The following is a 23,549-nucleotide window of genomic DNA, read 5'->3' on the forward strand; positions in this document are numbered from 1 at the left end:
TTAGCCGATATGCCCAAACTGAGTTCTGGAATCGCTCAATAACTTCGTGTTCTTCGTGCCTTCGTGGTGTTTGTAACAGATGATCTGGTAGTGACTAGGGTGCGCACGGCACGCCCTACGGCGGATATGCCTATGCGGGCTTCGACAGTGTGCGACATCAGTAACTAATAAAAATAATCAAATATGATCAATAAAGTATTACGCTGTTTTGTTTGTGTCGTGTGGGCCGGTGTCTCCGTTCCGGTGTTTTCAGCGGACGGTCAACTGCCTAAAGCGCAGATTGGCGAAGAGTCGGCGTGTCGTTCGGGGACGATATTTAAGCCGCTGTCCCTGGCGGAAGCTGTTGTCGTTGCGATGTCTGAGCATCCTCAGGTTTTGATAGCCCAACTGGAGCTAAAAAAAGCCAATACGCAGGTGTTGGCCGCAGTGACGCCGTTTTTGCCGTCGGCAAGTGTTTCTATGCAAGGGGAGCGATTTGTCACCCAAAACCCGGCGGCTCAATCCACCTCGGTTGGGTCAACTGTTGTCGGCGGGCAGCGAAGCCAGTATTCCAGTTACGCCTCGTTGAATGCCAATTGGAATCTCTTTAACGGCGGTAAAGATTTGGCCGGATACCGCAGTGCAAAAGCAGGTGTTCAGGCTAGCGCTTACGATCTTGTCAGGCAGACTAATGAAACGTTAAGTACAGTACTGATTGCCTATAACGATTTATTCAAAGCGCAGACGGCGCTTTTGCACCAGGCCGAGACGAGCAAATTGTTGCGCGGTGTGTTGCAGCGTACCGAAAAGAGGTTTGAGGAAGGCGTTGATAATCAAATTGCATTGAGTAAGGAGAAAGTAACGTTCGCCAAAAGCGAGCAGGGCATGTTTCAGGTTTGTCAGGCCTTGTATGATAAGTCTGCTGTATTGGCAAGGTCGCTGGGATTGCGCCTTCCCGCCGGACATGTGTTCCGGCTTGATGCTCCCATTCCCGATGTGGAACAAATGAACTTGAATGATGACGATCTTGAGCTGATTGTCCAGGACGATCCGGGCGTAAAAGCCGCAAAAGAACGGGCGGTGATGGCACAGCATAAACTTGACCAGACCCGCGCAGGTTTTTATCCCACTGTTGCCATGATCGGACGCTATGATTGGCTGGGGCAGGATCCGAATAGTGTCGATGCGGCTGTCAGTTCGACTTCGCCAAATAGTTACCGTTTCGGCGTCGTGCTTCAGCAACCCTTGGGGCCCTTTACTTCGGAATATGCGGCAGTCGAGACAGCGCATGCCGATGTGCTGAAAACCGATGCGCTCTATCGACAGGCACTGATCGATGCCGAGACCAAGCTTAGAACGGTGTTGGATGCCAAAATCCAAACAGAGCTTTCCGCAAAATCCAGCCAATTACAGACAGCCCAAACGCGCTTAACTTTTCAGCAAACGAGCCAGTTATTTAAAGATGGCTATGCGGATCTTGATGCCGTGTCCCAGGCGCAAATCAGTTTGTCCAAGGAGCAGGAGGCTACCGATGAATTGTTGGCAGATGCGAAGCTTGCCGCGTGGAATGCGTATCTCGTTTTGCGGCCTGATGAATTCGCCGAGGTGTTGCTCGGGATAAATCATGCCGACCCAGTGCTAACGGATATGGGCAATCAGCCGGAATTGTTATCGATGCACCCCGACAAACTTTTAAGAGAGTAGCCGCTGTCATTGACTGGAATGAACGAGCTAAGGATTTGGTTGAAAATAACTTCCCGAAACCACTATTTTCGATCGTCGAGCCGTTCGTGCTGAGCTTGTCGAAGCATGATCGGCTTGACGCGGTAGGCCGAAATTTTCCCGCTCACCCTTCGACAAGCTCAGGGCGAACGGAAAAATTTCACTCAATCCATATCGGGAAGTTATTACTGACCATATCCTAAGCCTTTGATGGTCCCATCTTCCAAGGAAAATAAAGTGCTCAATCAGGCTTTTTTCAGTGTAAGCAAATAACAACTTTTACGTAAGCATTTATACTATACTCTTGTAAGTTAATCGACTTAGGAGAGGGATATTCCTCAAAGTGCTACGCAGAACTAGACACATTGTCTTTATGACCGCCATTTTGGCTGGAGCTACGGTACAGGCGGATAATAGTATAACGCTTGAACCTATGGTGGTCGAAGGCGTTGCTCCGCCCGGCAATGGCCTGATGAATCCGCAGAACGCGGCGCGCTCGCACAGTGTCGTATCACGCGCCGCCATCGAGCAGAAAAACACGCTTAATAACGCCTACCAGGCCATGGATTTACTGCCGGGGGTTAACACTTACAGCTACGACGCCACCGGCTTATTTGGCGGTGGTTTGCGGATGCGCGGTTTCAACAGCGATCAAATTGGTGTCAGCATTGATGGCGCGCCAATCAACGATGCAGGCAACTATGCCGTCTATCCTTCCGAACTGGTCGATCTTGAAAACCTGGAAGAGATTTCAGTCACCCAGGGTTCGAGTGCAACTGATGCGCCTATGGTCGGGGCAACCGGCGGTTCGATAGGCTTTGTCACTTCCGATCCCAGCGATCACTCACGCTTCCGGGTGCAACAGAGTTACGGCGCTTATAATGCTTACAAGACCTTTTTGCGAGCCGATACCGGTTATCTGGGCGACAACCGTTTTAAGGCTTTTATTTCGGTTTCCAAAGCCGAGGCTGAAAAGTGGAAAGGCTACGGCGGCGCCGATCGCGAACATCTGGATTTTAAAGGCGTGCTCAACCTGGCGCCCGGCAGCAGTATTACCGGCGGCTTGTTGTATAACGAGATGCTCAACAACAATCTGCGCACTTTAACCTTAGCCGAAATTCAAACGTTGGGCCGCGATGCCGATTTCGGCGGCCAAGCCCCGCAACATCTGGCTGGGATCAATGGCAGCGCACAAGTCGAAAAAATACCGTCAGACCTCTATTACAACCTCAATCTCAATCCGTACCGCAATTATTTGGCCACGCTACAAGGCCGGTTCCAACTGCTGCCAAATCTTAAGCTCGATGTTGACCCTTATTACAGCTACGGTTATGGCACGGGTGGCAATCAACTAAGAACACTGGCGGAAAGCAACGTCGCTAACAAACTTGGTGGTGGCATTCGTGACATCAACCGAGATGGCGATACACGGGATACCATAATGGTTTACAGCGGTGCCGTGACAGAAACCGAGCGGCCCGGAGTTACCGCGCGAATGCACAGTCAAATCAGTAATCACCACTTAATGGCCGGCTACTGGTTCGAGTATGCGCACCACTGTCGCACGCAACCGGCTGTGCCATTCGACGCCGCAGGTCAGAGCATTGATCCTTGGCTGGATAATTCCTCACTTTACCTGCTTCGACAGAGTAGCTCACCTTATCAGGGCCGCGACTTCCTGACCCTCAATACGTCGCAATCGTTCTTCGGTCAGGACGACATCGGTTTCCTGAACGACAAACTCACCCTGTCACTGGGACTACGCTACACCCAAATTCAGCGCGATTTTACCAATTATGCTTCTGAAGGCGGCGGTGCCGATTACAACATTAAACAAACTTACGCCAGACCGCTCCCGAGTGTCGGCGTTCGTTACCAGTTCACCGATACCCAGCAAGTGTTTGTCAACCGCGCCGAAAACTTCAAGGCACCGCCGGACTCGGTGTTTTACGGCTTGATTAACGGCGGCAGTTTTAACAATCAGGGCAAATTAACCGGTTACACGCTAAACACCGTAAATGTCGGCGAGGAATTGGCAACCAACTGGGACTTGGGCTACCGCTATACCGGCAAGGATGTGTCATTCTCCGGCACACTGTTTTACATCGATTACCGCAACCGTATTGCTTCGGCCTTCGACCCCATCAATAATATCAGCACTAACTACAATGTCGGGGATTCCACGACCCAAGGTGTTGAATTGGAGTCAGCCTGGCGTTTTTTGCCGAATTGGAGCGTGTACGGCTCCTTCACGTATACCGACAGCCGCATCGGACAAAATCTACAAACCGCCGCCAATACGGTTGAAGCGACTGCCGGCAAGGCGTTTCCCGACGTGCCAAGCTATATGGCGGGCGCGGCGCTGCAATATCGCGATGGGCCGTGGTCGGGCAGTGTGTCGGCCAAGTACACCGGCGCACGCTATTCGACGCTGGTCAACGATGAATCGATCAACGGCTATACGCTGGTCAGTTTTGATGCAGGCTATCGTCTGCCTTCGACGGGATGGTTCCGCGACCCGACCATGCGTCTTAATGTTTACAACCTGCTGGATCAGAATTACCTCAATCTGAATGCCGGTAGCGGCAGCGGCTTTACTAACCGTGCATTGGGCGTGGGCGGCAGCGCTCCGTCTTACTATGTCGGTGCACCTCGTAGTTTCAGTGTCATGTTATCTACTGATTTTTAAGTTGATGGAACCTGTTTTTTAAACACTATGTTAATACCACCACTATCGAGAAAAAAAATGCCCATTTTGCTACTATCTTTGTTGGTGGTTTGGCTGTCGATATTGATTCCTGTAGCTTATGCGACAGCACCTGAGTTGCATTTCGTTACCTTAAACGGTGTTATAAAGTACAGTCCACCATCGATTATGATTCAGGACCATCAGGGCTTTATCTGGATGGGTACGAACTCAGGCCTGTATCGTTACGACGGCTATCAATCCAGATATTTTCAACATGTTCCGAACACTAAAGGCAGCTTGCCCCACGATACAGTTACTAGCTTGTTTGAGGATCAACAACACCGGTTGTGGCTTGGCACTCTCGATGGCCTGGCACTTTTTGAAGCCGAAACCAATACTTTTAAAACATACCAGCCACAGGCCGAACAGGGCGATCCGCTGGAAAATCGTCAAATTCGCAAAATCGTTTCGGATGGCAAAAGCGGATTATGGCTAGCCACACGGCAGGGACTACAGCACTTTGATCCCGACACGGGACAATTTCGCATTTATCGGCATGAGTCTGCTCAGTCCGATAGCCTGGCCAGGGATAACGTCGACACGCTGGTACTTGATAAGCAGGGTGGTCTATGGATTGCAACTTGGCCTGGAGGCATAGATTATCTGCCTGCGGGTAGTACCCAATTTCAACATTATCAAGTCGACTCTCATGACAATGCTCCGCGCGCAAATAATATCAGAGCTTTGTTTGTTGATAGTCAGCAACGCTTGTGGATGGGGTCTGAGGCCGGGATTGAGCTCTGGAAATCCGGGCAGGATTGGACACAGAAAAAGAAGTTGCCGATCCCCGGAATCTCTGGAAATTTTAGGGCTTACGATTTTGTCGAAGACAGCTCGGGAACTATCTGGATAGCAACTTTAAACGGCTTACTGCGTTGGGATGAGGCTCGACAACAATTCGACAGTTACCAACATCAATACCAAGATCCAAACAGCCTTATTGGCAATCAGGCTTTTTCATTATTGTTGGATCGCTCTGGGGCGTTTTGGGTTAGCACTGCGGATGGAATTAGCCGCGTTGATTTGTCCTTTGACGGATTTGAACAACTGGTTCCAAGAACAATGAAAGGCATAGACGACAAAGCCGATAACGTATTAACAGGGATGGCCGCTGCTGATTCGGGGCAACTATGGTTAGGTAATCGGTCTGGATTGTTGTTGATCGAACCTAAAACCCGGCAGATTGTCAAACAACTGGTCGCCAAGAATACCTCTGAACACGGATTGCCCAGCGGTACTATTTATAGTTTGTATCAACAACCTCAGGGGCCGCTGTGGATAGGCACCCGTAATGGCTTAATTCGTTATGATCTCCGGCAGGAGCGAGCTCAAACAATACCGCTGGGTAGTATTGCCAATAATTTCGTGAATACAATTGCCCCGGGCCTTCATGGCACACTATGGTTGGGTACTGGCGGCGGCTTGATTGAATATAATTCAACTTCAGGCGTTGTTCGAGAGTTTCATCACGATCCGCTTGATCCTCACAGTCTTGCTGACAATTCCATTGTAGCGCTTCTAGTTGACCGTTCCGGGAAGGTCTGGGTGGGGGGCGGTGAAATATCAGGCGGAGGATTGGGGGTGCTTGATCCCGCCACCGGGCAATTCCAAAATTTTCATTTCGATCCTGCCAACCCTGCCAGCCTAGCGAGTAACTTTATAAGAGATTTGCAGGAGGACGGTCATGGCGTCGTGTGGATGGCCACAACCAACGGTATTAGCCAGGCAATAGTTGCGGCAGACGGCAGCATAAGCTTTCGCAATTACGATAGCCATAATGGTTTAGGTTCCGACAATGTATTATCGATCGGTGTTGATGATTTAGGAAAGCTTTGGCTCAGTACCGTTGCGGGATTGTCGTATTTTGACCAAACAAAAATGCAGTTTAGTAATCACTATCTTACCGAAGGGGATTATGCGGCGGGTAAGGCCGGCGTGTCATCGAAGATACTGCACCGGGACGGTACGCTGTATTTTGCAAACAGCAATGGCTTGGGCATTGTTCACCCTGAGCGAATTCGGTACAACCAGACGCCACCGTCTGCTGCAATAACCGACATCAGTGTGCTCAACCGTTCGCTTGCCGATGACTTTAAGAATGCCGATGTTAATCTGGAAGGCAGCGTGACCGAACCTAAGGCTTTGACGTTGTCACGGCAGACGTCGATGTTCTCCCTGCGCTTTTCGGCGCTGCATTACGCCGATCCCAAGCACAACCGTTACGCTTACAAGCTCGAAGGTTTTGATCAGGACTGGATGGAAACCGATAGCAGCAACCGTGTTGCAACCTATACCAATCTTGATCCAGGGCAGTATCTGTTCCGCGTCAAAGCCAGTAATAACACTGGAATTTGGAATGAAACGGGGGTCAGCTTGCCCATCACTATTACTCCAGATTATTGGCAAACAGCGTGGTTCCGGACATTCGTGGTCGGCTTATTATTAAGTCTGTTGCTGGCTGCCTATTTATGGCGTGTTCGCCAACTCCAGCGGATTCAGGCTAATCTTGAAGATCAGGTTGCCAAACGCACGGAGGAGCTTCAAGACATGACCTTGCAGGCGTTGGCCGCGGTACAAGTCAAAAGCGCGTTTTTAGCCAACATGAGCCATGAAATTCGCACTCCGATGAACGCCATCATGGGCATGACCCATTTGGTTTTGCTAACCGATTTAACGGCAAAGCAGCGCAATTATCTCTATAAAATCAACTCCTCAGCTAAATGGTTGCTGGGCATACTCAACGATATTTTGGATTTTTCCAAACTCGAAGCCGGTAAACTCAAGTTGGAATACACCGAATTCAGGCTTGAGACGGTCATGCAGTATTTGGATGACGTAACGTCGTCACTGCTAAACAGTAAACAATTGGCGCTGCGCTTTGAGGTTGACCCGGATGTGCCAACCACCTTGATCGGCGATCCGCTAAGGCTGGGGCAGGTGCTGCTCAATCTGTTGAGCAATGCCATCAAGTTTACCGAGAAGGGCAGCGTCACACTACAGGTGCAGTTACAGGCTTCTGATGCTAAAGAGGCCTGTTTGTGCTTCAGTGTTATCGATACCGGCATCGGCCTGAACGAAGAGCAACAAAGCCACTTGTTCGCTGCTTTCAATCAAGCCGATGACTCGACCACTCGCAAGTACGGCGGTACCGGGCTGGGGCTGAGCATCAGCAAGGAGCTGGTCGAAGCCATGGGCGGCACTATCAACATCGAAAGCCGTTTGGGGTTTGGCAGTACCTTTTATTTTATAGTCACTCTCGGCTTGCAGGCCGTGAGCGAGTTTAATCAGTCAGCTTTGCAAACGGTTAAGTCGAATAAGTACCCGGAGCTGAACAATGTGTATCTGCTGTTCGTGGAGGATGATTTGGCCATCCGGGAAATGATGCCGGATATACTGGGTTATGAAGGCATTCGGGTCGATCTCGCCACTAACGGAGCTGAAGCGATTGCCATGATCGACAAGAACGATTATGCAATGGTGTTAATGGATTGCCAGATGCCGGTAATGGACGGTTTTGAAGCCAGCCGTATTATTCGTGCCGATCCGCGTTTTGCTGATCTGCCGATCATCGCCATGACGGGCAACGTGATGGCGGAAGATCGAAAACGTTGTCTAGCCAATGGTATGACCGATCATATTTGCAAGCCGATTGATTGGGAGCAGTTTTTTCCGACGTTGACTCGCTGGGTCAAACCCGCTGTTCCAGCATTGCAGAGCCGGGATGCTGAGCTCAATCCGGATTTTAGGCATCCTGAATCGGCATCCGTTGCGTTTCCGGCCGGGGATGTATCGACTTATCGGCAACTTATGGTCGAACTGGACGCTCTGCTTGCCAATGACAGATTTATCAACGACGAGCTGCTCGCCCGGCTCAAAATGCTTTTTTCGGATGACAAACAGGCGGAATACAATACCCTGGTCCAATACATTCTGAATACCGATTATCCTAAGGCCAAATCTGTGCTGAACGCACTCATGGACGTGCCAAATGAGGAAATTGAAACATCAGCTCAAGACCCGCGCCCCACTATCCTGATCGTCGACGATACGCGCGTTAATCTGGAAGTACTGGCTTTACTGCTAACTCAGGATTACCAAGTCAAGGTGTCCGGCAATGGGCAGAGGGCACTGGATATAGCGCAGTGTGCCCCTCATCCCGATCTCATTCTGCTTGATGTCAGAATGCCGGTGATGGATGGTTACGAGGTATGCCAACGCTTACAGGAAAATCCGCTTACCTGTGATATTCCGGTGATTTTTGTGACTGCCGCGTTCGATCAGGAATCCGAAACCTATGGTCTACAACTGGGAGCGGCGGATTACATCAGTAAACCCATCAGTCCCGGCATTACTTTAATGCGGGTGCATAACCAGCTGTTGATCAAGCGGCATAAAAAGGAATTGAAGCGCATTGCCCATTATGACGCCTTGACAGGTATCCCCAACCGGGTGTTGTTGGCTGATCGCCTGAAACAGGCGGTCAGTCAAACCAAACGTGAGCGAAAAATATTGGGTATTTGTTATCTGGATCTTGATGGTTTCAAATCCGTTAACGATACTTTGGGGCATCAAGCCGGTGACCAGGTGTTGATCGAAATGGCGCGGCGGATGGGCAACATCCTTCGTGAAGGGGATACCGTCGCCCGTCTGGGCGGCGATGAGTTCGTGGTATTGCTGCCGAATTTAAATCACGAGGAGGAATGTATAGCCACCCTGAAGCGACTACATGAGGTCATTGCCTTGCCGATTTGCATTCAGGATCAATCGTTTTCGCTTACGTCCAGCATCGGTGTAAGCATTTTCCCTAACGATGATAATGACCCGGACGTGCTGCTAGGCCATGCCGATCAAGCCATGTATGCCGCCAAGCAATCGGGCAAGAACCGCTACCATTTCTACAATCCCCTCGATGCCGGGTAACCATGCGGTTTAGCCCTGAACTTATCCTGATCTAGGCGGCGGAAAAAAATGTCCCGCATATCCGATGTAAGACATGCCGGTGTTCCGCGACCACGATTCAGTGCGGGAAAAATCGTCCAGCTTTTTTTCGCAGGCGATAACTTTCGGTTTTATCCGCATATCCTTCTGTAGAATATCCGACACCATCCCCCTTTTTCCGGTTTATTACCGGCGGCGGTCTGCCACGGATTGATGTGATCGGCTATAATCCTCGCCGTGACTGGGGTGTATTAATGGCGCGATTACTGCGTGTTTCGACATCAGATCAAGTAAGCATTGAATAATTTGGAGAGCGTTATGAGAAAAATATCCGTATTAAGCGCGTTATTGTTGACTGCCTGTGTCACCATCAACATTTATTTTCCCGCTGCCGCTGCTGAAAAAGCGGCGGATGAAATCATCAAAGACATTCAAAATGTCGTCCCACAGAAAGCGGAACCCAAGCCTAAGGCCAGTTTGCCGGATTGGCAGGCGAGTATTTATCAGGTGATTGATAGTGCAATCAATGTGGTGGTGTCGCCAGCGCAGGCCGATGAGGCGGACTTGGCAATCGATAGCGCTGAAATCAGACAGTTGCGCGCCGCCATGGAAAGCCGCTTTGCCAGTCTGCAACCTTTGTATGCGGCGGGTTTTATCGGCATTCAGGCGGACGGCCTGTTGGCGGTCAGGGATGCTGAAAGCGTGCCGCTTAAAGACAGGAATCAGGTCAATAAACTGGTCGCCGCAGAAAATGCCGACCGGCAAAATCTTTATCAGGCGATTGCCAATGCCAACGGCCATCCCGATTGGGCGGCGCAAATCAAATCAACTTTTGCCGGTCGCTGGGTGAGTAATGCTCAAGCGGGCTGGTGGTATCAATCCTCAGGAAGCTGGAAACAAAAATAGACATGGCAAATAGAAGAAGAGCGAGAAAGCAGTTACCGGAAACGCCGGTTAAAGTCACTATAGAATCGTTGGCCCATGATGGGCGAGGGGTGGCGCACGTCGATGGTAAGGTGATATTTATCGATGAGGCGTTGCCGGGCGAGGAAGTGGAGTTTATTTATACCGAAAGCCGCAAGGATTATGCGGAAGGCAAGGTCGTCACGCTGTTAAGTCGCGCGGCCGATCGGGTTGATGCGTTATGTGCGCATTACGGCGTATGCGGCGGTTGCAGTTTTCAGCATGTCGAAGCGTCTGCGCAAATCCGGATCAAGCAGGATTTGCTGGTCGATCAGTTCAAGCGCATCGGCAAGACTGAAATACCGGAGCTTTGGCAACCGTTGGTAGGCCCGCATTGGGGTTATCGCAGCAAAGCGCGGATGGGCGTTAAATATGTCGAGAAAAAAAACCGGGTGCTGGTGGGGTTCAGGGAAAGACGGCATCCGTATTTGGCCGAAATTGAAAGCTGCATCGTCATGCATCCTGTCGTCGGCACTAAACTGATGGCCTTGTCGGAAATGATCGGTGGTTTGACCATCAAGGATAAAATTCCGCAGATCGAAGTGGCCATCGGCGATCAGCAATGCGTGTTGTCTTTTCGGGTGCTGGAGCCGCCGACCGATGCCGATAAGGAACGGATGCGTGAGTTCGCTCATGAGCATGACATATCTCTGTGTTTGCAATCCAAAGGTCCTGATACCATCGTGCCGTTGGATGGCGAGCCGGAACTGATACCGACTTATGCGCTGCCGGATCAAGGCTTGGAGTTTAAATTCAAACCGGCCATGTTCACCCAGGTTAATTATGAAATTAACAAGCAAATGATCAACCGGGTGCTGGAGACTTTGGCGTTGAATGAAAACGACTCGGTGCTGGATTTATTTTGCGGCCTGGGCAACTTCACTTTGCCGATGGCTAAATTTGCAGGTCATGTGGTCGGCGTGGAAGGTGACCAGCCCTTGGTCAATCACGCCAAGGAAAATGCCCGTCATAACGGCATCGAAAACGTCGAGTTTTACGCGGCCGACTTAAGCAAGGATATTAGCGATCAGCCCTGGGCTAACCGGAAATACAACAAAATCATGCTCGATCCTTCCAGGGCCGGTGCGTCCGATGTTTTGCATCATTTTAAAAAATGGCAGCCCGAGCAGATTGTTTATGTGTCCTGTAATCCGTCAACGCTCGCCCGTGATGCGGGAATTCTGGTTAATGAGCTGGGCTATAAACTGGTTAAAGCCGGGGTGATGGATATGTTTCCGCAGACCGGGCATGTCGAGTCGATGGCTTTATTTGAAAAATAAACAACGTAATGACTCATTTTTGTTAAATCGAAATATGACGTTCTGATTCGGATAGGGCTTGGGCGCTAAATGAAAAATAATCAGCCAGGCGATATGCAGAATTATCTGGATATTTGTATTGCCAGCCAGCAACTGACGGTTTATGCGGATGGACATCCGGTGCAGTGTTATGCCGTTTCCACCGCCAAAAATGGCGCTGGCGAACTGATGGGTAGTGAATGCACGCCTACCGGCTGGCATAAGATCAGGGCCAAAATCGGCGAGGGTCGGTCGTTAAACTCGGTTTTTGTCGGCAGGCGCGCCACCGGTGAAATTTACAGTGCCGATTTGGGTAGGCAGCATCCGCAACGCGACTGGATTTTGACCCGGATCTTGTGGTTGGGCGGGCTGGAGCCGGGTAAGAATCGTTACGGCAACGTCGATAGCGCTTGGCGGTATATTTATATCCACGGTTGTCCTGATGAGTTGATGAACGGCAGTCCTGAATCGCATGGCTGTATTCGGATGAAAAATGCCGATGTGCTGGATTTGTTTAATAGGATTGAGGTTGGAGTTAAGGTTTATATTCATGAGTAGCTGTTTTTTTGTAAGCGTAAAGGGACTTGGATGACGCGTATCGTTTTAGGCATTGAATACGATGGCAGCGGATTTTCAGGCTGGCAATGGCAAACTCATCAGCGCAGTGTCCAACAGGTGCTTGAACAGGCCTTATCGAAAGTCGCCAATCATCCGGTTACCGTGCAGTGCGCCGGAAGAACCGATACCGGTGTGCATGCGCTTGAGCAGGTCGTGCATTTTGACGCAAAAGTAGAGCGCGAACTGCACACCTGGGTGCTGGGCGGTAACAGCAATCTGCCGGATGATGTCAGGATCACCTGGGTAAAACCGGCGGTGGGCGATTTTCATGCCAGATACAGCGCCATTGCGCGTTTTTATCGCTATGTCATTCTTAACCGGCCGATCAAATCGGCGTTATTACGTAATCAGGCGACTTGGCATCACAATCCGTTGGATGCCGATAAAATGCACCGGGCTGCGCAACATCTGATCGGCAAGCATGATTTTTCCACGTTCAGGGCGCAAGGTTGCCAGTCCAAAAGTCCTTGCCGGGAGATGTATTTTATTGATGTTTATCGGGACGACGATAAAGTCATTATCGATATTTCCGCCAACGCTTTTTTGCACCATATGGTCAGGAATATTGCCGGGGTATTAATGGACATAGGGGCTGGAAAGCAGGATGAAAGCTGGACGCAAGAGTTGCTTGAGGTTAAAAACCGCAAACTGGGCGGTGTCACGGCACCTCCTTATGGCTTGTATCTGGGCGCGGTTTATTATCCCGAGCATTACGGCATTGCCAAGCATGCTGTGTTTGATAAATTGCCGGTTGGTGCCAAGCGGCATGATTAATGATGAGTCCACAAAAAATACGAAAGACACGAAAAAAGGCGAAGGGCAAAGGGTCGCACCATAGCGCTCGTAACGTCTGTCGATGAGTCTCAAGTAACTTGGTAGTTTAATTACTTTCGCCTTTCCGCTTCTTTCTTTCGTGCTTTTTGTGTCGCCTGCTTTTGGCTTTCGTGGATAAATTAATTTTTCCGGAATTAACTGCATTGCAATGCTTCTTACTTATTTGCAATTGTCCAAATATCAAGTAGATTGTTTTCCTTATAAATAATAGTGATGGTTAATATGAATAACTTTATGTCTTTTCAAATTCATGGCGGAGCCGAGCACGGTGACGGCATTGCCGACAGCATTGCAAGTCTGCTGGCTTTTTTTGAAGAGCTTTCGGCTCTTGATTCTAAAGGTATTTTTTCGGCTTTAATGCCCGGCATTGCCAATATGGATAATATTCATCCATTGCTGGTGCATTTTCCCATTGCATTCCTATCGGTTTTTTTTGCTTTGGACGTGGTCGGGACGCTGGCTAAAAAACAACACTGGCGTAACGTCGCCGGGTGGCTGCTTTATTTTGGTACCGTAGCGGCCGTATTTACGGTAACCGCCGGTTTTATTGCCGCAGGTTCCGTAGCGCATGGGGACGATGTTCATGCGATCATGGAACGGCATGAACATTTTGGCGTATCCGTACTGTCTTTGGCGATTTTATTGTCGGCCTGGCGCTTGAAAAGCGGTGGAATAATTCAGGGCGGAGCTAACGGTTTTTTCCTTATATTAGCGGGGTTGCTTTGTATGCTAATGATGCTGGGCGCTGATTTAGGCGGATTGATGGTTTACAAATATGGCGTGGCTGTTAAAGCGGTTCAAGTTCCGAATGTTGGTGGTCATGAGCATGTTCATGACCACGAGCATCATGAACATGAGCATTAATTAAAGAGTAGTTTTTTCGCTTAAATTTAAAGGCATTTTGAAATTTCTGGGTTGTATTGCAAACTCAGTCTCACTGCATTTTTTAGTGTTATTAAGCACAAGGCCGATATTGCATCGGCCTTTTTTGTTGGTGCGGTTGTTTTTTATGAGCTAAATTAATGACGATTACAGGCAAATCATAATGTCATTTTATGTTATTCTAGGCGGCTAGCTTTTTTTGGTTAAATTTCTCATATCACTTTATGCGAACTCGCGTTAAAATTTGCGGTTTTACCCGTGTTGAAGATGCTGTTTGCGCTGCTCGATTAGGCGTAGACGCAATTGGTTTGGTGTTTTATCCGCCCAGTCCAAGAAATGTGGGTATTGATCAAGCTATTGAAATTGTTAATGCTTTACCTGCGTTTGTTTCAGTCATCGCTTTATTTGTTGATGAGCGGGAAGCACGGATACGCGAGGTTCTGGAGCGGGTATCGATAGATTGCCTGCAATTTCATGGCGATGAACCCGCTGAAGCTTGCAGGCTTTACGGCAAACGTTATATGAAGGCGGTGAGAATGCAGGAAGGCATCGATATTTCAGGCTTGGCCCGGCAATATCATGATGCGGCAGGGTTGCTGCTGGATGCCTATCATCCGGGAGCGAAAGGCGGTACGGGCAGCCGGTTTGACTGGAACAGGATTCCTGAACAGTGCGCCTTGCCTATTGTACTGGCGGGCGGTTTGGATGAGAGTAACGCCAGGCAGGCGGTGCAGACAGTAAGACCCTATGCTCTGGATGTCAGCAGCGGTGTGGAAACGGAAAAAGGTGTTAAGGATGCGCTGAAAATGGCGGCATTCATACGTGAAGTTAATGAGGGTGACAGAATAATAATATGACAGAAAAATATAATATGCCCGATGAGCGGGGACACTTTGGCCCGTATGGCGGAATGTTCGTCGCGGAAACATTGATTCCACCGATTCAGGAATTGAATGCCGCTTATCAGCGGTATTTAAACGATCCTGAATTTATGGCGGAACTGGATGCTGATTTAAAGCATTACGTAGGTCGACCTTCGCCTCTATATCATGCCGAACGCTGGAGTCGAGAGCTTGGCGGCGCGCAGATTTATTTAAAGCGCGAAGACCTGAATCATACCGGCGCACATAAAATAAACAATACGGTTGGTCAGGCTTTATTGGCTAAACGCATGGGTAAGACCCGTATTATTGCTGAAACCGGAGCCGGCCAGCATGGTGTGGCGACGGCGACGGTTGCAGCGCGGCTGGGATTGGAGTGCGTGGTTTACATGGGCGCTGTTGATGTTGCACGGCAGTCTTTGAATGTATATCGGATGAAGTTACTGGGCGCGAAAGTTGTCGCCGTTGAATCCGGGTCAAAAACTTTAAAAGATGCGTTAAACGAAGCGCTCAGAGACTGGGTGACCAACGTCGACAATACCTTTTATATTATCGGTACGGTTGCAGGTCCGCATCCTTATCCTGCGATGGTCAGGGATTTTCAGGCGATCATCGGCCGTGAGGCAAGACAGCAATGCCTGGATCAGGCCGGACGCTTGCCGGATGCGCTGGTTGCCTGTGTTGGCGGCGGATCGAATGCAATCGGTTTGTTTTACCCCTTTATTGACGATAGTTCAGTAAAAATGATCGGTGTTGAAGCGGCCGGCGACGGCATTGAAACAGGTCGTCATTCCGCGCCTCTATGCGCAGGTCGTCCCGGCGTACTGCATGGCAACCGGACTTATCTGATGGAAGATGACGATGGTGAAATCATCGAGACGCACTCCATTTCAGCCGGTCTGGATTATCCGGGTGTCGGTCCTGAACATGCATGGCTGAAAGATACCGGCAGAGCGGAATATGTCAATATTACCGACACCGAAGCATTGGAAGGTTTCCATGCTTTGACCCGGATGGAAGGTATTATTCCTGCATTGGAATCGAGTCACGCTATGGCTTACACGATGAAGCTTGCACCTACCATGAAAAAAGATGAAATTATCATTGTCTGTCTGTCCGGTCGTGGCGATAAAGACATGCAAACGATGGCGCAACGCGAGGGGATAGAGCTGTGAGTCGATTAGCCGCTACATTTGAACAGTTATCCAAAACAGGCCGTAAGGCGTTAATCCCATTCGTTACTGCAGGCGACCCCAGGCCTGATTTCACCTTGCCGTTGATGCATGCCATGGTTGAGGCCGGTGCTGATGTTATCGAATTGGGTGTGCCGTTTTCCGATCCTATGGCGGACGGCCCGGTTATTCAGCGAGCCAGTGAGCGCGCTTTAGAGCATAAAATGAGCTTAAGACGCACATTGGCTATTGCGGCAGAATTCAGAAAAACCAATCAACAAACGCCGGTGGTGTTAATGGGTTATGTGAATCCTATTGAAGCCATGGGTTATGAAGATTTTGCCAATGCCGCACAACGCGCTGAGATCGATGGTGTTTTAACCGTTGATTTGCCGCCGGAAGAAGCGGAAGAATGCGTTGCTTTGTTAAAGGCGCGTGATATTGACCCGATTTTTCTGTTGGCTCCCAATAGTACGGATGAGCGTATTAAAAAGATGGATGCTGCCGGTAGCGGTTACCTTTATTACGTTTCGTTGAAGGGCGTAACCGGCGCCGGGCATTTGGATACGGCGGACGTCGAAACCAAGCTCAAGCAAATCAGGGCGAATACGCGATTGCCTGTGGCGATCGGTTTTGGCGTCAAAGACGCACAAACAGCCAAGACGGTTGCAGGTTTGGGTGACGGCGTGGTTATCGGCAGCGCTCTGATCAGTAAAGTCGAAGCAAACCCGGATGATCCGGAACGCGCTAAAAGAGAAATAATCGAGTTATTGGTCGCCATGCGCCAGGCAATGGATAGCTAAAAGACAGGGTTTGGAATACGATGATGAAATACGATGGGGCATACGAATGAGTTGGTTTGAGAAGTTAATCCCTTCAACAATTAGAACCGAAGGGTCGAATAAAAAAGGCGCTGTGCCCGAAGGATTGTGGAATAAATGCCCTAGCTGTAATGCAATTCTTTATAACACGGAGTTGGAAAGAAATTTTAGCGTTTGCCCAAAATGCGAGCATCACATGCGCATCTCGGCCAGGACGCGGTTGAATATGTTTTTGGATGAAGGCGACCATGAAGAAATAGGCAAAAATATTAAGCCTGTCGATCCGTTAAAATTCAAAGACAGTAAGAGATATAAAGACCGAATCGCTCAGGCGCAAAAACAGACTAAAGAAAGCGACGCGCTGGTGGTGATGAAAGGTCAGCTAAAAGGCCGTGATATTGTTGCAGCCGCTTTTGATTTCGGCTTCATGGGCGGATCAATGGGTTCGGTGGTCGGCGAAAAGTTTGTTCGTGGCGTCAACAAGAGCCTGGAACTGGGCGTGCCGTTTATTGTGTTTACGGCCAGTGGCGGCGCGCGTATGCAGGAGTCGCTGTTTTCCTTGTTCCAGATGGCGAAAACCAGCGCGGCATTAACCAAGTTGTCCGAGGCGGGTCTTCCGTATATTTCGTTTATGACCGACCCGACCATGGGCGGCGTTTCAGCCAGTTTGGCGATGCTGGGCGATATTAATGTTGCAGAACCCAATGCCTTGATCGGCTTTGCCGGTCCCCGTGTAATCGAACAAACCGTCCGGGAAAAGCTGCCGGAAGGTTTTCAGCGTAGCGAGTTTTTACAGGAACATGGCGCTATCGATATGATTATCGACAGACGTGAAATGCGCGATAAAATAGCCGGTATCTTAGCTATGTTGATGGCGGGTAGAGACAAAATCCCCCTCAGTCCCCCTTTGACAAAGGGGGAGGCCGAAGGCGCAGGGGGATTTCAAGTTGAAGCGGATGATGTTGAACATCACCCGGATCAGGAAGACTGACAAATATCGGTTAATGATACGTTTTGATTCACTACAGGGTTGGCTGAAGTGGCAGGAAAGCTTACATCCTTTAGTAATTGATTTAGGTTTGGAGCGGGCGGCACAGGTTTTTCATGCGCTTAATCCCAATTATGTCAAACCCCCGACCATTACTGTTGCCGGAACCAACGGCAAAGGCTCGTCCGTCGCTTATCTTGAATCCATTTATACGGCGCAAGGCTATCGGGTAGGGTCTTATACGTCGCCGCATATTCTGAAATATAATGAAAGAATAAAAATAGACGGTAAACCGGTATCGGATGACAAAATCTGCGAGGCATTTGCAAGAATAGAGTCGGTACGGGGCAATACCTCATTAAGCTATTTTGAATTCGGCACACTGGCGGCGCTTGATATATTCCAGCGTGCCGGAGTCGATGTGCAATTGCTTGAAGTCGGTTTGGGCGGGCGACTGGATGCTGTCAATATTGTCGATCCCGACGTGGCATTGATCACCAGCATCAGTATCGATCATATTGAGTGGCTGGGCGGTACACGAGAAGCGATAGGACGGGAAAAGGCCGGTATTTTCCGGGCCGCAATTCCCGCTATCACGGGTGATCCCGATCCCCCGGAATCATTGATGCAGAGTGCTGTTGAACAGCATGCCTTGCTGTATTGTATTGATAAAGATTTTAGTTATAAAAAGCGGGCAACAGGGTGGGATTGGTTTTTTGCTGACCGGAAAATGCTACAATTGCCGGAGCCGGGTCTAAAAGGGGAGCATCAGTATCATAATGCGTCCGCGGTCATTTTAGCGGTGACGAAGATGGCTGAAATCTTACCGGTAACTGAAGCATCGATTAGACAGGGACTGGCAAATGTCCGGTTAGCCGGGCGCTTTCAACTGATTGATGGCGAAATTCCAGTACTGCTGGACGTGGGGCATAATCCCCAGGCAGTCAGGACGCTGGCCGATTATGTGACGACTGTTTTCCCAGGCAGGCGCATCCATGCTGTTTTTTCAATGATGAAAGACAAGGATATTGCCGGTGTCCTTGAAATTATGAATTTTGTGGTTTACGACTGGTTTTTTGCACCGTTGGCAAACCCTAGAGCCGCTTCGGAGTCCGTTATGCGTGAGATTTTTTCACAAAGTTCGGTGTCCAATGTTTCTTTTGGTTTTGCCGACTTTACTGAAGCATTTTCTGCTGCAAAGAACCAGTCGCAACAAGGTGATCTGTTATTGGTTTTTGGATCTTTTTTTTTGGTATCTGAGTGCTTGGTTGAATTTGAGAAAAAGTGAGTAGACGAAATGGATCATGAATTAAAACAACGTTTGATTGGTGCCGTCGTTGTTACGGCACTCTGTGCTATTTTTATCCCCATGCTGTTCGATGATCCCGTCGATAATAGCGGTCAGTTAGTCAGTGAGTTGAGTATTCCCGCTCCAGCTGATTCAGGCGCAAACACAGCCGGTAAGTTGCCGACCAGTGCCGAACAGATTTCAAAGTTGCCGGACCCGGAGCCTTTATCTACTGAAGCCTCCGGCGATACGCTTGAGAGTACCGGTGCAGCAGAGGAAGTTATCGATGAACCTGTAGCCGGTCAGCCGAAACAGGGGCGTTCCGAAGAGTCTTTGTATACCGAATCTGAAGGCTATACCAAAGAGGATGCCGGTGCGGAAGAAGTCGTTGAGCCTGAAGACAGCCAGCCAAAATCGCGGCTAAAACAGACTCCCGCTGAGCAGCCTTTATCTACAGACGCTACTGCGGATGGCATCCGCAAAAGCATGGCTCCCAAAATGCAGGCCAGAGAATCTCATGTAGAAACAAAAGAGCCAGTAAAGGTTAAAAAAGTCGTAGAGCCGATAAAATTAACGGTTAAAAAGCCTGAAATTGAACCGTCAATGGATGCACCCAAAGCAGCTGTGGGTGATGCTGCACGGCAACCGATTCTTAAACAGCCTAGTAGCGCGAAGAGCTTGGCTGCCGCTGTAGCGGAAGCGAAAAAACCGGTAGTTGTACCGCCCAAAGCGACTCCGAAATTGGTGCGTTGGTACATTCAATTAGGCAGTTTTAGTAAAAAAGAAAATGCAATGTCTCTTTGGGAAAGTTTGCATGAACAAGGTTTGCCCGCCTCATTGGATACCGTTCAAACAGATAAAGGAACTTCATATCGGCTCCGGGTAGGCCCGGAACTTGACGGAAAAAAGGCGGCCGCAATGAAAGCAAGACTGGATAAGCAGAACATAAAGGCAATCCTGATTTCCGAGTGACGCGCTTAGTAACAGCATGATTTGGATCGATTTTACCCTTATCGGGCTTATTTTTATTTTCTTTGTCAGCGGGTTGCTGCGTGGATTTACTAAGGAAGTTTTTTCATTAGTATTCTGGATGCTGGCAATTTGGGTGAGCTTGATGTTCAGTCGTGAGTTTTCCGGTTTTCTGGAATCGACTATCAGCCACCCGTCAGCCAGAATGGTTGCTTCTTTTGTGGCTTTATTTGCAATCACGTTGAGTCTCGGCGGTTTAATCGGTTTTCTATTGAGCGTATTGGCTAAGAAAACCGGGTTAACCTTTATGGATCGTTTCGGCGGGATGGTTTTTGGCGTTGTTCGCGGCATGATTGTCGTTACTGTCGTTGTCATACTGGCGGGATTGACGCCCTTGCCCAAGGATTCATGGTGGACAGAGTCAACATTGATTCCACCTTTTCAGTTGCTCGCCGTATGGTTGCGAGATCACCTTTCGTCAGGCATGGCGGAATACATCAGTTATCGTTAATTTCTTTCGCTAATCTCTACAAAACAATCAGGTTAAAAAATAATGTGTGGTATTGCTGCTATCGTTTCACATCAAACTGTTAATCAAGAGTTATATGATGCTCTGACAGTTTTGCAACATAGAGGTCAGGATGCTGCGGGCATTGTGACTTGTGAGGCCGGGCGGTTACATCTACGCAAGGAAAACGGGTTGACCCGTGATGTTTTTACCAATGCCCAGATGTTGAGATTGAAAGGCAATATGGGTATCGCTCACGTACGTTATCCAACAGCGGGTTGCACCAGTTCTGCGGAAGCGCAGCCTTTCTACGTAAACTCTCCTTTCGGTTTGACGCTTGCGCATAACGGTAATTTAACCAACACCGAAGAATTAAAAAAAGCCTTGTTCGTGGAAGATCAGCGGCATATCAATACCGATTCCGACTCCGAAGTTTTGTTGAATGTTTTTGCTCACGAATTGCAGAGTTTGGGTAAATTGCAATTAAGCGTGGACGATGTTTTTCAGGCGGTATCCGGTGTACATCGCCGTTGTCGGGGCGCTTATGCAGTTGTAATTATGATTGCGGGATTCGGGATTTTAGGGTTTAGGGATCCTCACGGTATTCGACCGATAGTGTTTGGCGAAAGAAAATCCGAGCAAGGTTCGGAATTTATGATCGCATCTGAAAGTGTCGCTCTGGATGTGCTGGGCTTTGAGCTTATCAGGGACATAGAACCGGGCGAAGCGGTGTTTATAGAAGAATCAGGCGTATTGCATACCAAGCAGTGTTCAGATGAAGTAGATCATTGTCCGTGTATTTTCGAATATGTATATTTTGCCAGACCGGATTCTATTATTGATCGTATTTCGGTCTATAAAGCGCGTCTGCGTATGGGTGAAAAGCTGGCCAAAAAAGTGCTCAGAGACTGGCCTGATCATGATATTGATGTAGTTATTCCTATTCCCGATACCAGCAGGACGGCGGCGTTGCAGATGGCTAACATTCTGGGCGTAAAGTACCGTGAAGGTTTTATAAAGAATCGCTATATCGGCCGGACGTTTATCATGCCCGGTCAAAAAATGCGCGAAAAATCGGTCAAGCAAAAGTTAAACGCGATCAGTCTTGAGTTTGAAGGCAAGAATGTGTTGCTGGTCGATGATTCGATTGTTAGAGGCACAACGTCCGAACAGATTATCCAGATGGCCAGGGATGCCGGGGCCAAAAAAGTGTATTTTGCCTCTGCTGCGCCACCGGTGCGTTACCCCAATGTTTACGGCATTGATATGCCGGCCGCCCATGAATTGATTGCCCATGATCGCACCGAAGACGAGGTGCGTGTAGCAATCGGCGCAGATCGGGTGATTTATCAGGAACTGAATGACCTGATCGATGCGGTTCGTAAAGGTAATCAGGACATCCAGCATTTTGATACCTCCTGTTTCAGTAAAGAATACATCACCGGCGACATTGACGATGAGTATCTGGAGCGGACTGAGGCTTTGCGCAATGACGGCGCGCAAGCGGAAAGAAACTCGGAAAATTTCATTATCGGAATGCAAAACGGTGATTGAGGAGCAAGACTAAAGGCGAAGGTCTAAGGGTAAAGATCGGCCGTATTGAAGCCTGTTGTTTGCCTTTCGCCCTTAGCCTTTTGCCTGATCTTTTTAACAAATAAATACGTTTAAAAACAAATGAAAGACATTAACTGGAACAACTACTCTCTGGAAACTCAGGCGATAAGAGCCGGACATAAGCGCACTCATGAAGATGAGCACAGCATCCCGATTTTTGCCACATCCAGTTATGTGTTCAAGAGTGCCGAAGAGGCCGCTTTACGTTTTACCGGGCAGAAACCCGGTAATATCTACTCTCGTTTTACTAATCCAACGGTTAGCGCCTTTCAGGAGAGACTGGCGTTAATGGAGAAAGGCGAACGCTGCCTGGCGTTTTCCTCCGGCATGGCGGCCATTATGGCGGTCGGTATGGGCTTGCTTAAAGCGGGCGATCACGTGGTGTGTTCACGGGGTGTGTTCGGCAACACTGTATTGATGTTCCAGAATTATTTCAGCAAATTCGGGGTTGAAACGGACTTTGTCGATTTAATCGATACCGCGGCTTGGGAAGCGGCGATTAAACCGAATACCCGCTTTTTGTTTCTGGAAACACCTTCCAACCCTTTGACTGAAATTGCCGATATTTCGGTGCTTGCAGACATCGCTCATAAACACGACTGCTTGCTGATTGTTGACAATTGTTTTTGTACGCCGGTGTTGCAAAAACCTCTGGAATTAGGCGCGGACATCGTCGTTCATTCGGCAACCAAATATATAGACGGGCAGGGACGTTGTGTCGGCGGCGCCGTCGTTGCCAGTGAAGAGATCATAGAAAAGTATATTTACCCCTATCTTCGCACCGGCGGCTCGACCATGAGCCCTTTTAACGCCTGGGTGTTTTTGTCCGGGTTGGAAACGCTGGCAGTCAGAATGAAAGCGCATTGCGACAGCGCCTTTGAACTGGCTCTTTGGCTGGAGCAGCAACCTAGTGTCGCCAAGGTTCATTATCCCGGTTTGCAATCGCACGCTCAGCATGAACTGGCCAAGCGCCAGCAAAGCCATTTCGGCGGTATAGTCAGTTTTGAATTGACCGGCGGCAAGGAGCACGCCTGGAAGTTGATCGACGCCACTGAAATGCTGTCGATTACCGCAAATCTGGGCGATGTTAAAACCACCATCACCCATCCTGCTACTACCACGCATGGTCGGTTAACGCCGGAAGTCAGAGTGGCCGCCGGTATTAAAGACGGTTTGGTAAGAATTTCAGTAGGATTGGAAAATGTTGAAGATATTAAAAAGGATATTTCAAGAGGTTTGTAGATCGGGCATGCCGTTTATGCCCGATATTTTTCTGCTTCAATGCGAGGCGAATTCCCTCATTGAACACTGAAAGGTTGGGCAAC

17 protein-coding genes are annotated in these 23,549 nt (G+C 49.1%); all 17 read left to right on the forward strand.

What is annotated here, in order from left to right:
- The first annotated feature begins 183 nt into the window (after window positions 1-183).
- The 17 genes from METTU_RS04180 to METTU_RS04260 all read left to right on the forward strand — a co-directional run bounded on the left by METTU_RS04180 (window position 184) and on the right by METTU_RS04260 (window position 23,466).
- Entirely contained in the window at window positions 184-1,683 is a 1,500-nt protein-coding gene (locus tag METTU_RS04180) for a TolC family protein (RefSeq protein ID WP_006890056.1), read from the forward strand.
- Between the two features lie 391 nt (window positions 1,684-2,074).
- Window positions 2,075-4,390 carry a TonB-dependent receptor gene (locus METTU_RS04185; protein WP_040579603.1) on the forward strand — a complete coding sequence of 772 codons (2,316 nt, stop codon included), beginning with the start codon at window positions 2,075-2,077 and terminating at the stop codon, window positions 4,388-4,390.
- Between the two features lie 57 nt (window positions 4,391-4,447).
- The gene (locus METTU_RS21560; RefSeq protein ID WP_006890058.1) at window positions 4,448-9,370 is read left to right on the forward strand and encodes a response regulator; all 4,923 of its coding nucleotides are present in this window, start codon (window positions 4,448-4,450) and stop codon (window positions 9,368-9,370) included.
- A 336-nt stretch (window positions 9,371-9,706) separates the two neighbouring features.
- Window positions 9,707-10,294 (forward strand): YdbL family probable chaperone protein, encoded by a 588-nt coding sequence (locus METTU_RS04195; RefSeq protein WP_006890059.1) that lies wholly within the window; start codon window positions 9,707-9,709, stop codon window positions 10,292-10,294.
- 2 nt (window positions 10,295-10,296) lie between these two features.
- A complete protein-coding gene (rlmD, locus tag METTU_RS04200; protein ID WP_006890060.1) occupies window positions 10,297-11,631 on the forward strand; it encodes a 23S rRNA (uracil(1939)-C(5))-methyltransferase RlmD in 1,335 nt (444 codons plus the stop codon).
- 69 nt (window positions 11,632-11,700) lie between these two features.
- Window positions 11,701-12,207 carry a L,D-transpeptidase family protein gene (locus tag METTU_RS04205; protein WP_006890061.1) on the forward strand — a complete coding sequence of 169 codons (507 nt, stop codon included), beginning with the start codon at window positions 11,701-11,703 and terminating at the stop codon, window positions 12,205-12,207.
- A gap of 30 nt (window positions 12,208-12,237) precedes the next feature.
- Window positions 12,238-13,041, forward strand: coding sequence for a tRNA pseudouridine(38-40) synthase TruA (gene truA / locus METTU_RS04210; RefSeq protein ID WP_006890062.1), 804 nt, complete (start codon window positions 12,238-12,240; stop codon window positions 13,039-13,041).
- Between the two features lie 294 nt (window positions 13,042-13,335).
- Window positions 13,336-13,965 carry a DUF2231 domain-containing protein gene (locus METTU_RS04215; protein ID WP_254257817.1) on the forward strand — a complete coding sequence of 210 codons (630 nt, stop codon included), beginning with the start codon at window positions 13,336-13,338 and terminating at the stop codon, window positions 13,963-13,965.
- A 242-nt stretch (window positions 13,966-14,207) separates the two neighbouring features.
- Window positions 14,208-14,840 (forward strand): phosphoribosylanthranilate isomerase, encoded by a 633-nt coding sequence (locus tag METTU_RS04220; protein ID WP_006890064.1) that lies wholly within the window; start codon window positions 14,208-14,210, stop codon window positions 14,838-14,840.
- On the forward strand, window positions 14,837-16,039 hold the full coding sequence (trpB, locus tag METTU_RS04225) for a tryptophan synthase subunit beta (protein ID WP_006890065.1): 1,203 nt from the start codon (window positions 14,837-14,839) through the stop codon (window positions 16,037-16,039). Before METTU_RS04220 ends, trpB begins: the two co-directional genes overlap by 4 nt.
- Window positions 16,036-16,839 (forward strand): tryptophan synthase subunit alpha, encoded by an 804-nt coding sequence (trpA, locus tag METTU_RS04230; RefSeq protein ID WP_006890066.1) that lies wholly within the window; start codon window positions 16,036-16,038, stop codon window positions 16,837-16,839. Before trpB ends, trpA begins: the two co-directional genes overlap by 4 nt.
- Window positions 16,840-16,879: 40 nt before the next feature.
- Window positions 16,880-17,848, forward strand: coding sequence for an acetyl-CoA carboxylase, carboxyltransferase subunit beta (gene accD / locus METTU_RS04235; RefSeq protein WP_081466921.1), 969 nt, complete (start codon window positions 16,880-16,882; stop codon window positions 17,846-17,848).
- 13 nt (window positions 17,849-17,861) lie between these two features.
- Complete coding sequence (gene folC / locus METTU_RS04240; RefSeq protein ID WP_006890068.1) at window positions 17,862-19,133, forward strand: bifunctional tetrahydrofolate synthase/dihydrofolate synthase; 1,272 nt, start codon at window positions 17,862-17,864, stop codon at window positions 19,131-19,133.
- A gap of 9 nt (window positions 19,134-19,142) precedes the next feature.
- The gene (locus METTU_RS04245) at window positions 19,143-20,105 is read left to right on the forward strand and encodes an SPOR domain-containing protein (RefSeq protein ID WP_006890069.1); all 963 of its coding nucleotides are present in this window, start codon (window positions 19,143-19,145) and stop codon (window positions 20,103-20,105) included.
- Window positions 20,106-20,121: 16 nt separating this feature from the next.
- Entirely contained in the window at window positions 20,122-20,613 is a 492-nt protein-coding gene (locus tag METTU_RS04250; protein ID WP_006890070.1) for a CvpA family protein, read from the forward strand.
- 42 nt (window positions 20,614-20,655) lie between these two features.
- Window positions 20,656-22,164, forward strand: a complete 1,509-nt coding sequence (gene purF / locus METTU_RS04255; RefSeq protein WP_006890071.1) for an amidophosphoribosyltransferase — start codon at window positions 20,656-20,658, stop codon at window positions 22,162-22,164.
- 120 nt (window positions 22,165-22,284) lie between these two features.
- Entirely contained in the window at window positions 22,285-23,466 is a 1,182-nt protein-coding gene (locus METTU_RS04260; protein ID WP_006890072.1) for an O-succinylhomoserine sulfhydrylase, read from the forward strand.
- Window positions 23,467-23,549 lie beyond the last annotated feature (83 nt).

Origin of the sequence: Methylobacter tundripaludum SV96, from assembly GCF_000190755.2 — a bacterium.
GTDB lineage: Bacteria > Pseudomonadota > Gammaproteobacteria > Methylococcales > Methylomonadaceae > Methylobacter_A > Methylobacter_A tundripaludum.

Coding starts and splice junctions, on each gene's coding strand:
- METTU_RS21560 (WP_006890058.1), top strand. CDS start 4,448: ATGCCCATTTTGCTACTATCTTTGTTGGTGGTTTGGCTGTCGATATTG.
- METTU_RS04195 (WP_006890059.1), top strand. CDS start 9,707: ATGAGAAAAATATCCGTATTAAGCGCGTTATTGTTGACTGCCTGTGTC.
- trpB (WP_006890065.1), top strand. CDS start 14,837: ATGACAGAAAAATATAATATGCCCGATGAGCGGGGACACTTTGGCCCG.
- METTU_RS04180 (WP_006890056.1), top strand. CDS start 184: ATGATCAATAAAGTATTACGCTGTTTTGTTTGTGTCGTGTGGGCCGGT.
- METTU_RS04245 (WP_006890069.1), top strand. CDS start 19,143: ATGGATCATGAATTAAAACAACGTTTGATTGGTGCCGTCGTTGTTACG.
- folC (WP_006890068.1), top strand. CDS start 17,862: ATGATACGTTTTGATTCACTACAGGGTTGGCTGAAGTGGCAGGAAAGC.
- METTU_RS04185 (WP_040579603.1), top strand. CDS start 2,075: ATGACCGCCATTTTGGCTGGAGCTACGGTACAGGCGGATAATAGTATA.
- METTU_RS04215 (WP_254257817.1), top strand. CDS start 13,336: ATGTCTTTTCAAATTCATGGCGGAGCCGAGCACGGTGACGGCATTGCC.
- purF (WP_006890071.1), top strand. CDS start 20,656: ATGTGTGGTATTGCTGCTATCGTTTCACATCAAACTGTTAATCAAGAG.
- METTU_RS04250 (WP_006890070.1), top strand. CDS start 20,122: ATGATTTGGATCGATTTTACCCTTATCGGGCTTATTTTTATTTTCTTT.
- rlmD (WP_006890060.1), top strand. CDS start 10,297: ATGGCAAATAGAAGAAGAGCGAGAAAGCAGTTACCGGAAACGCCGGTT.
- truA (WP_006890062.1), top strand. CDS start 12,238: ATGACGCGTATCGTTTTAGGCATTGAATACGATGGCAGCGGATTTTCA.
- METTU_RS04205 (WP_006890061.1), top strand. CDS start 11,701: ATGAAAAATAATCAGCCAGGCGATATGCAGAATTATCTGGATATTTGT.
- METTU_RS04220 (WP_006890064.1), top strand. CDS start 14,208: ATGCGAACTCGCGTTAAAATTTGCGGTTTTACCCGTGTTGAAGATGCT.
- METTU_RS04260 (WP_006890072.1), top strand. CDS start 22,285: ATGAAAGACATTAACTGGAACAACTACTCTCTGGAAACTCAGGCGATA.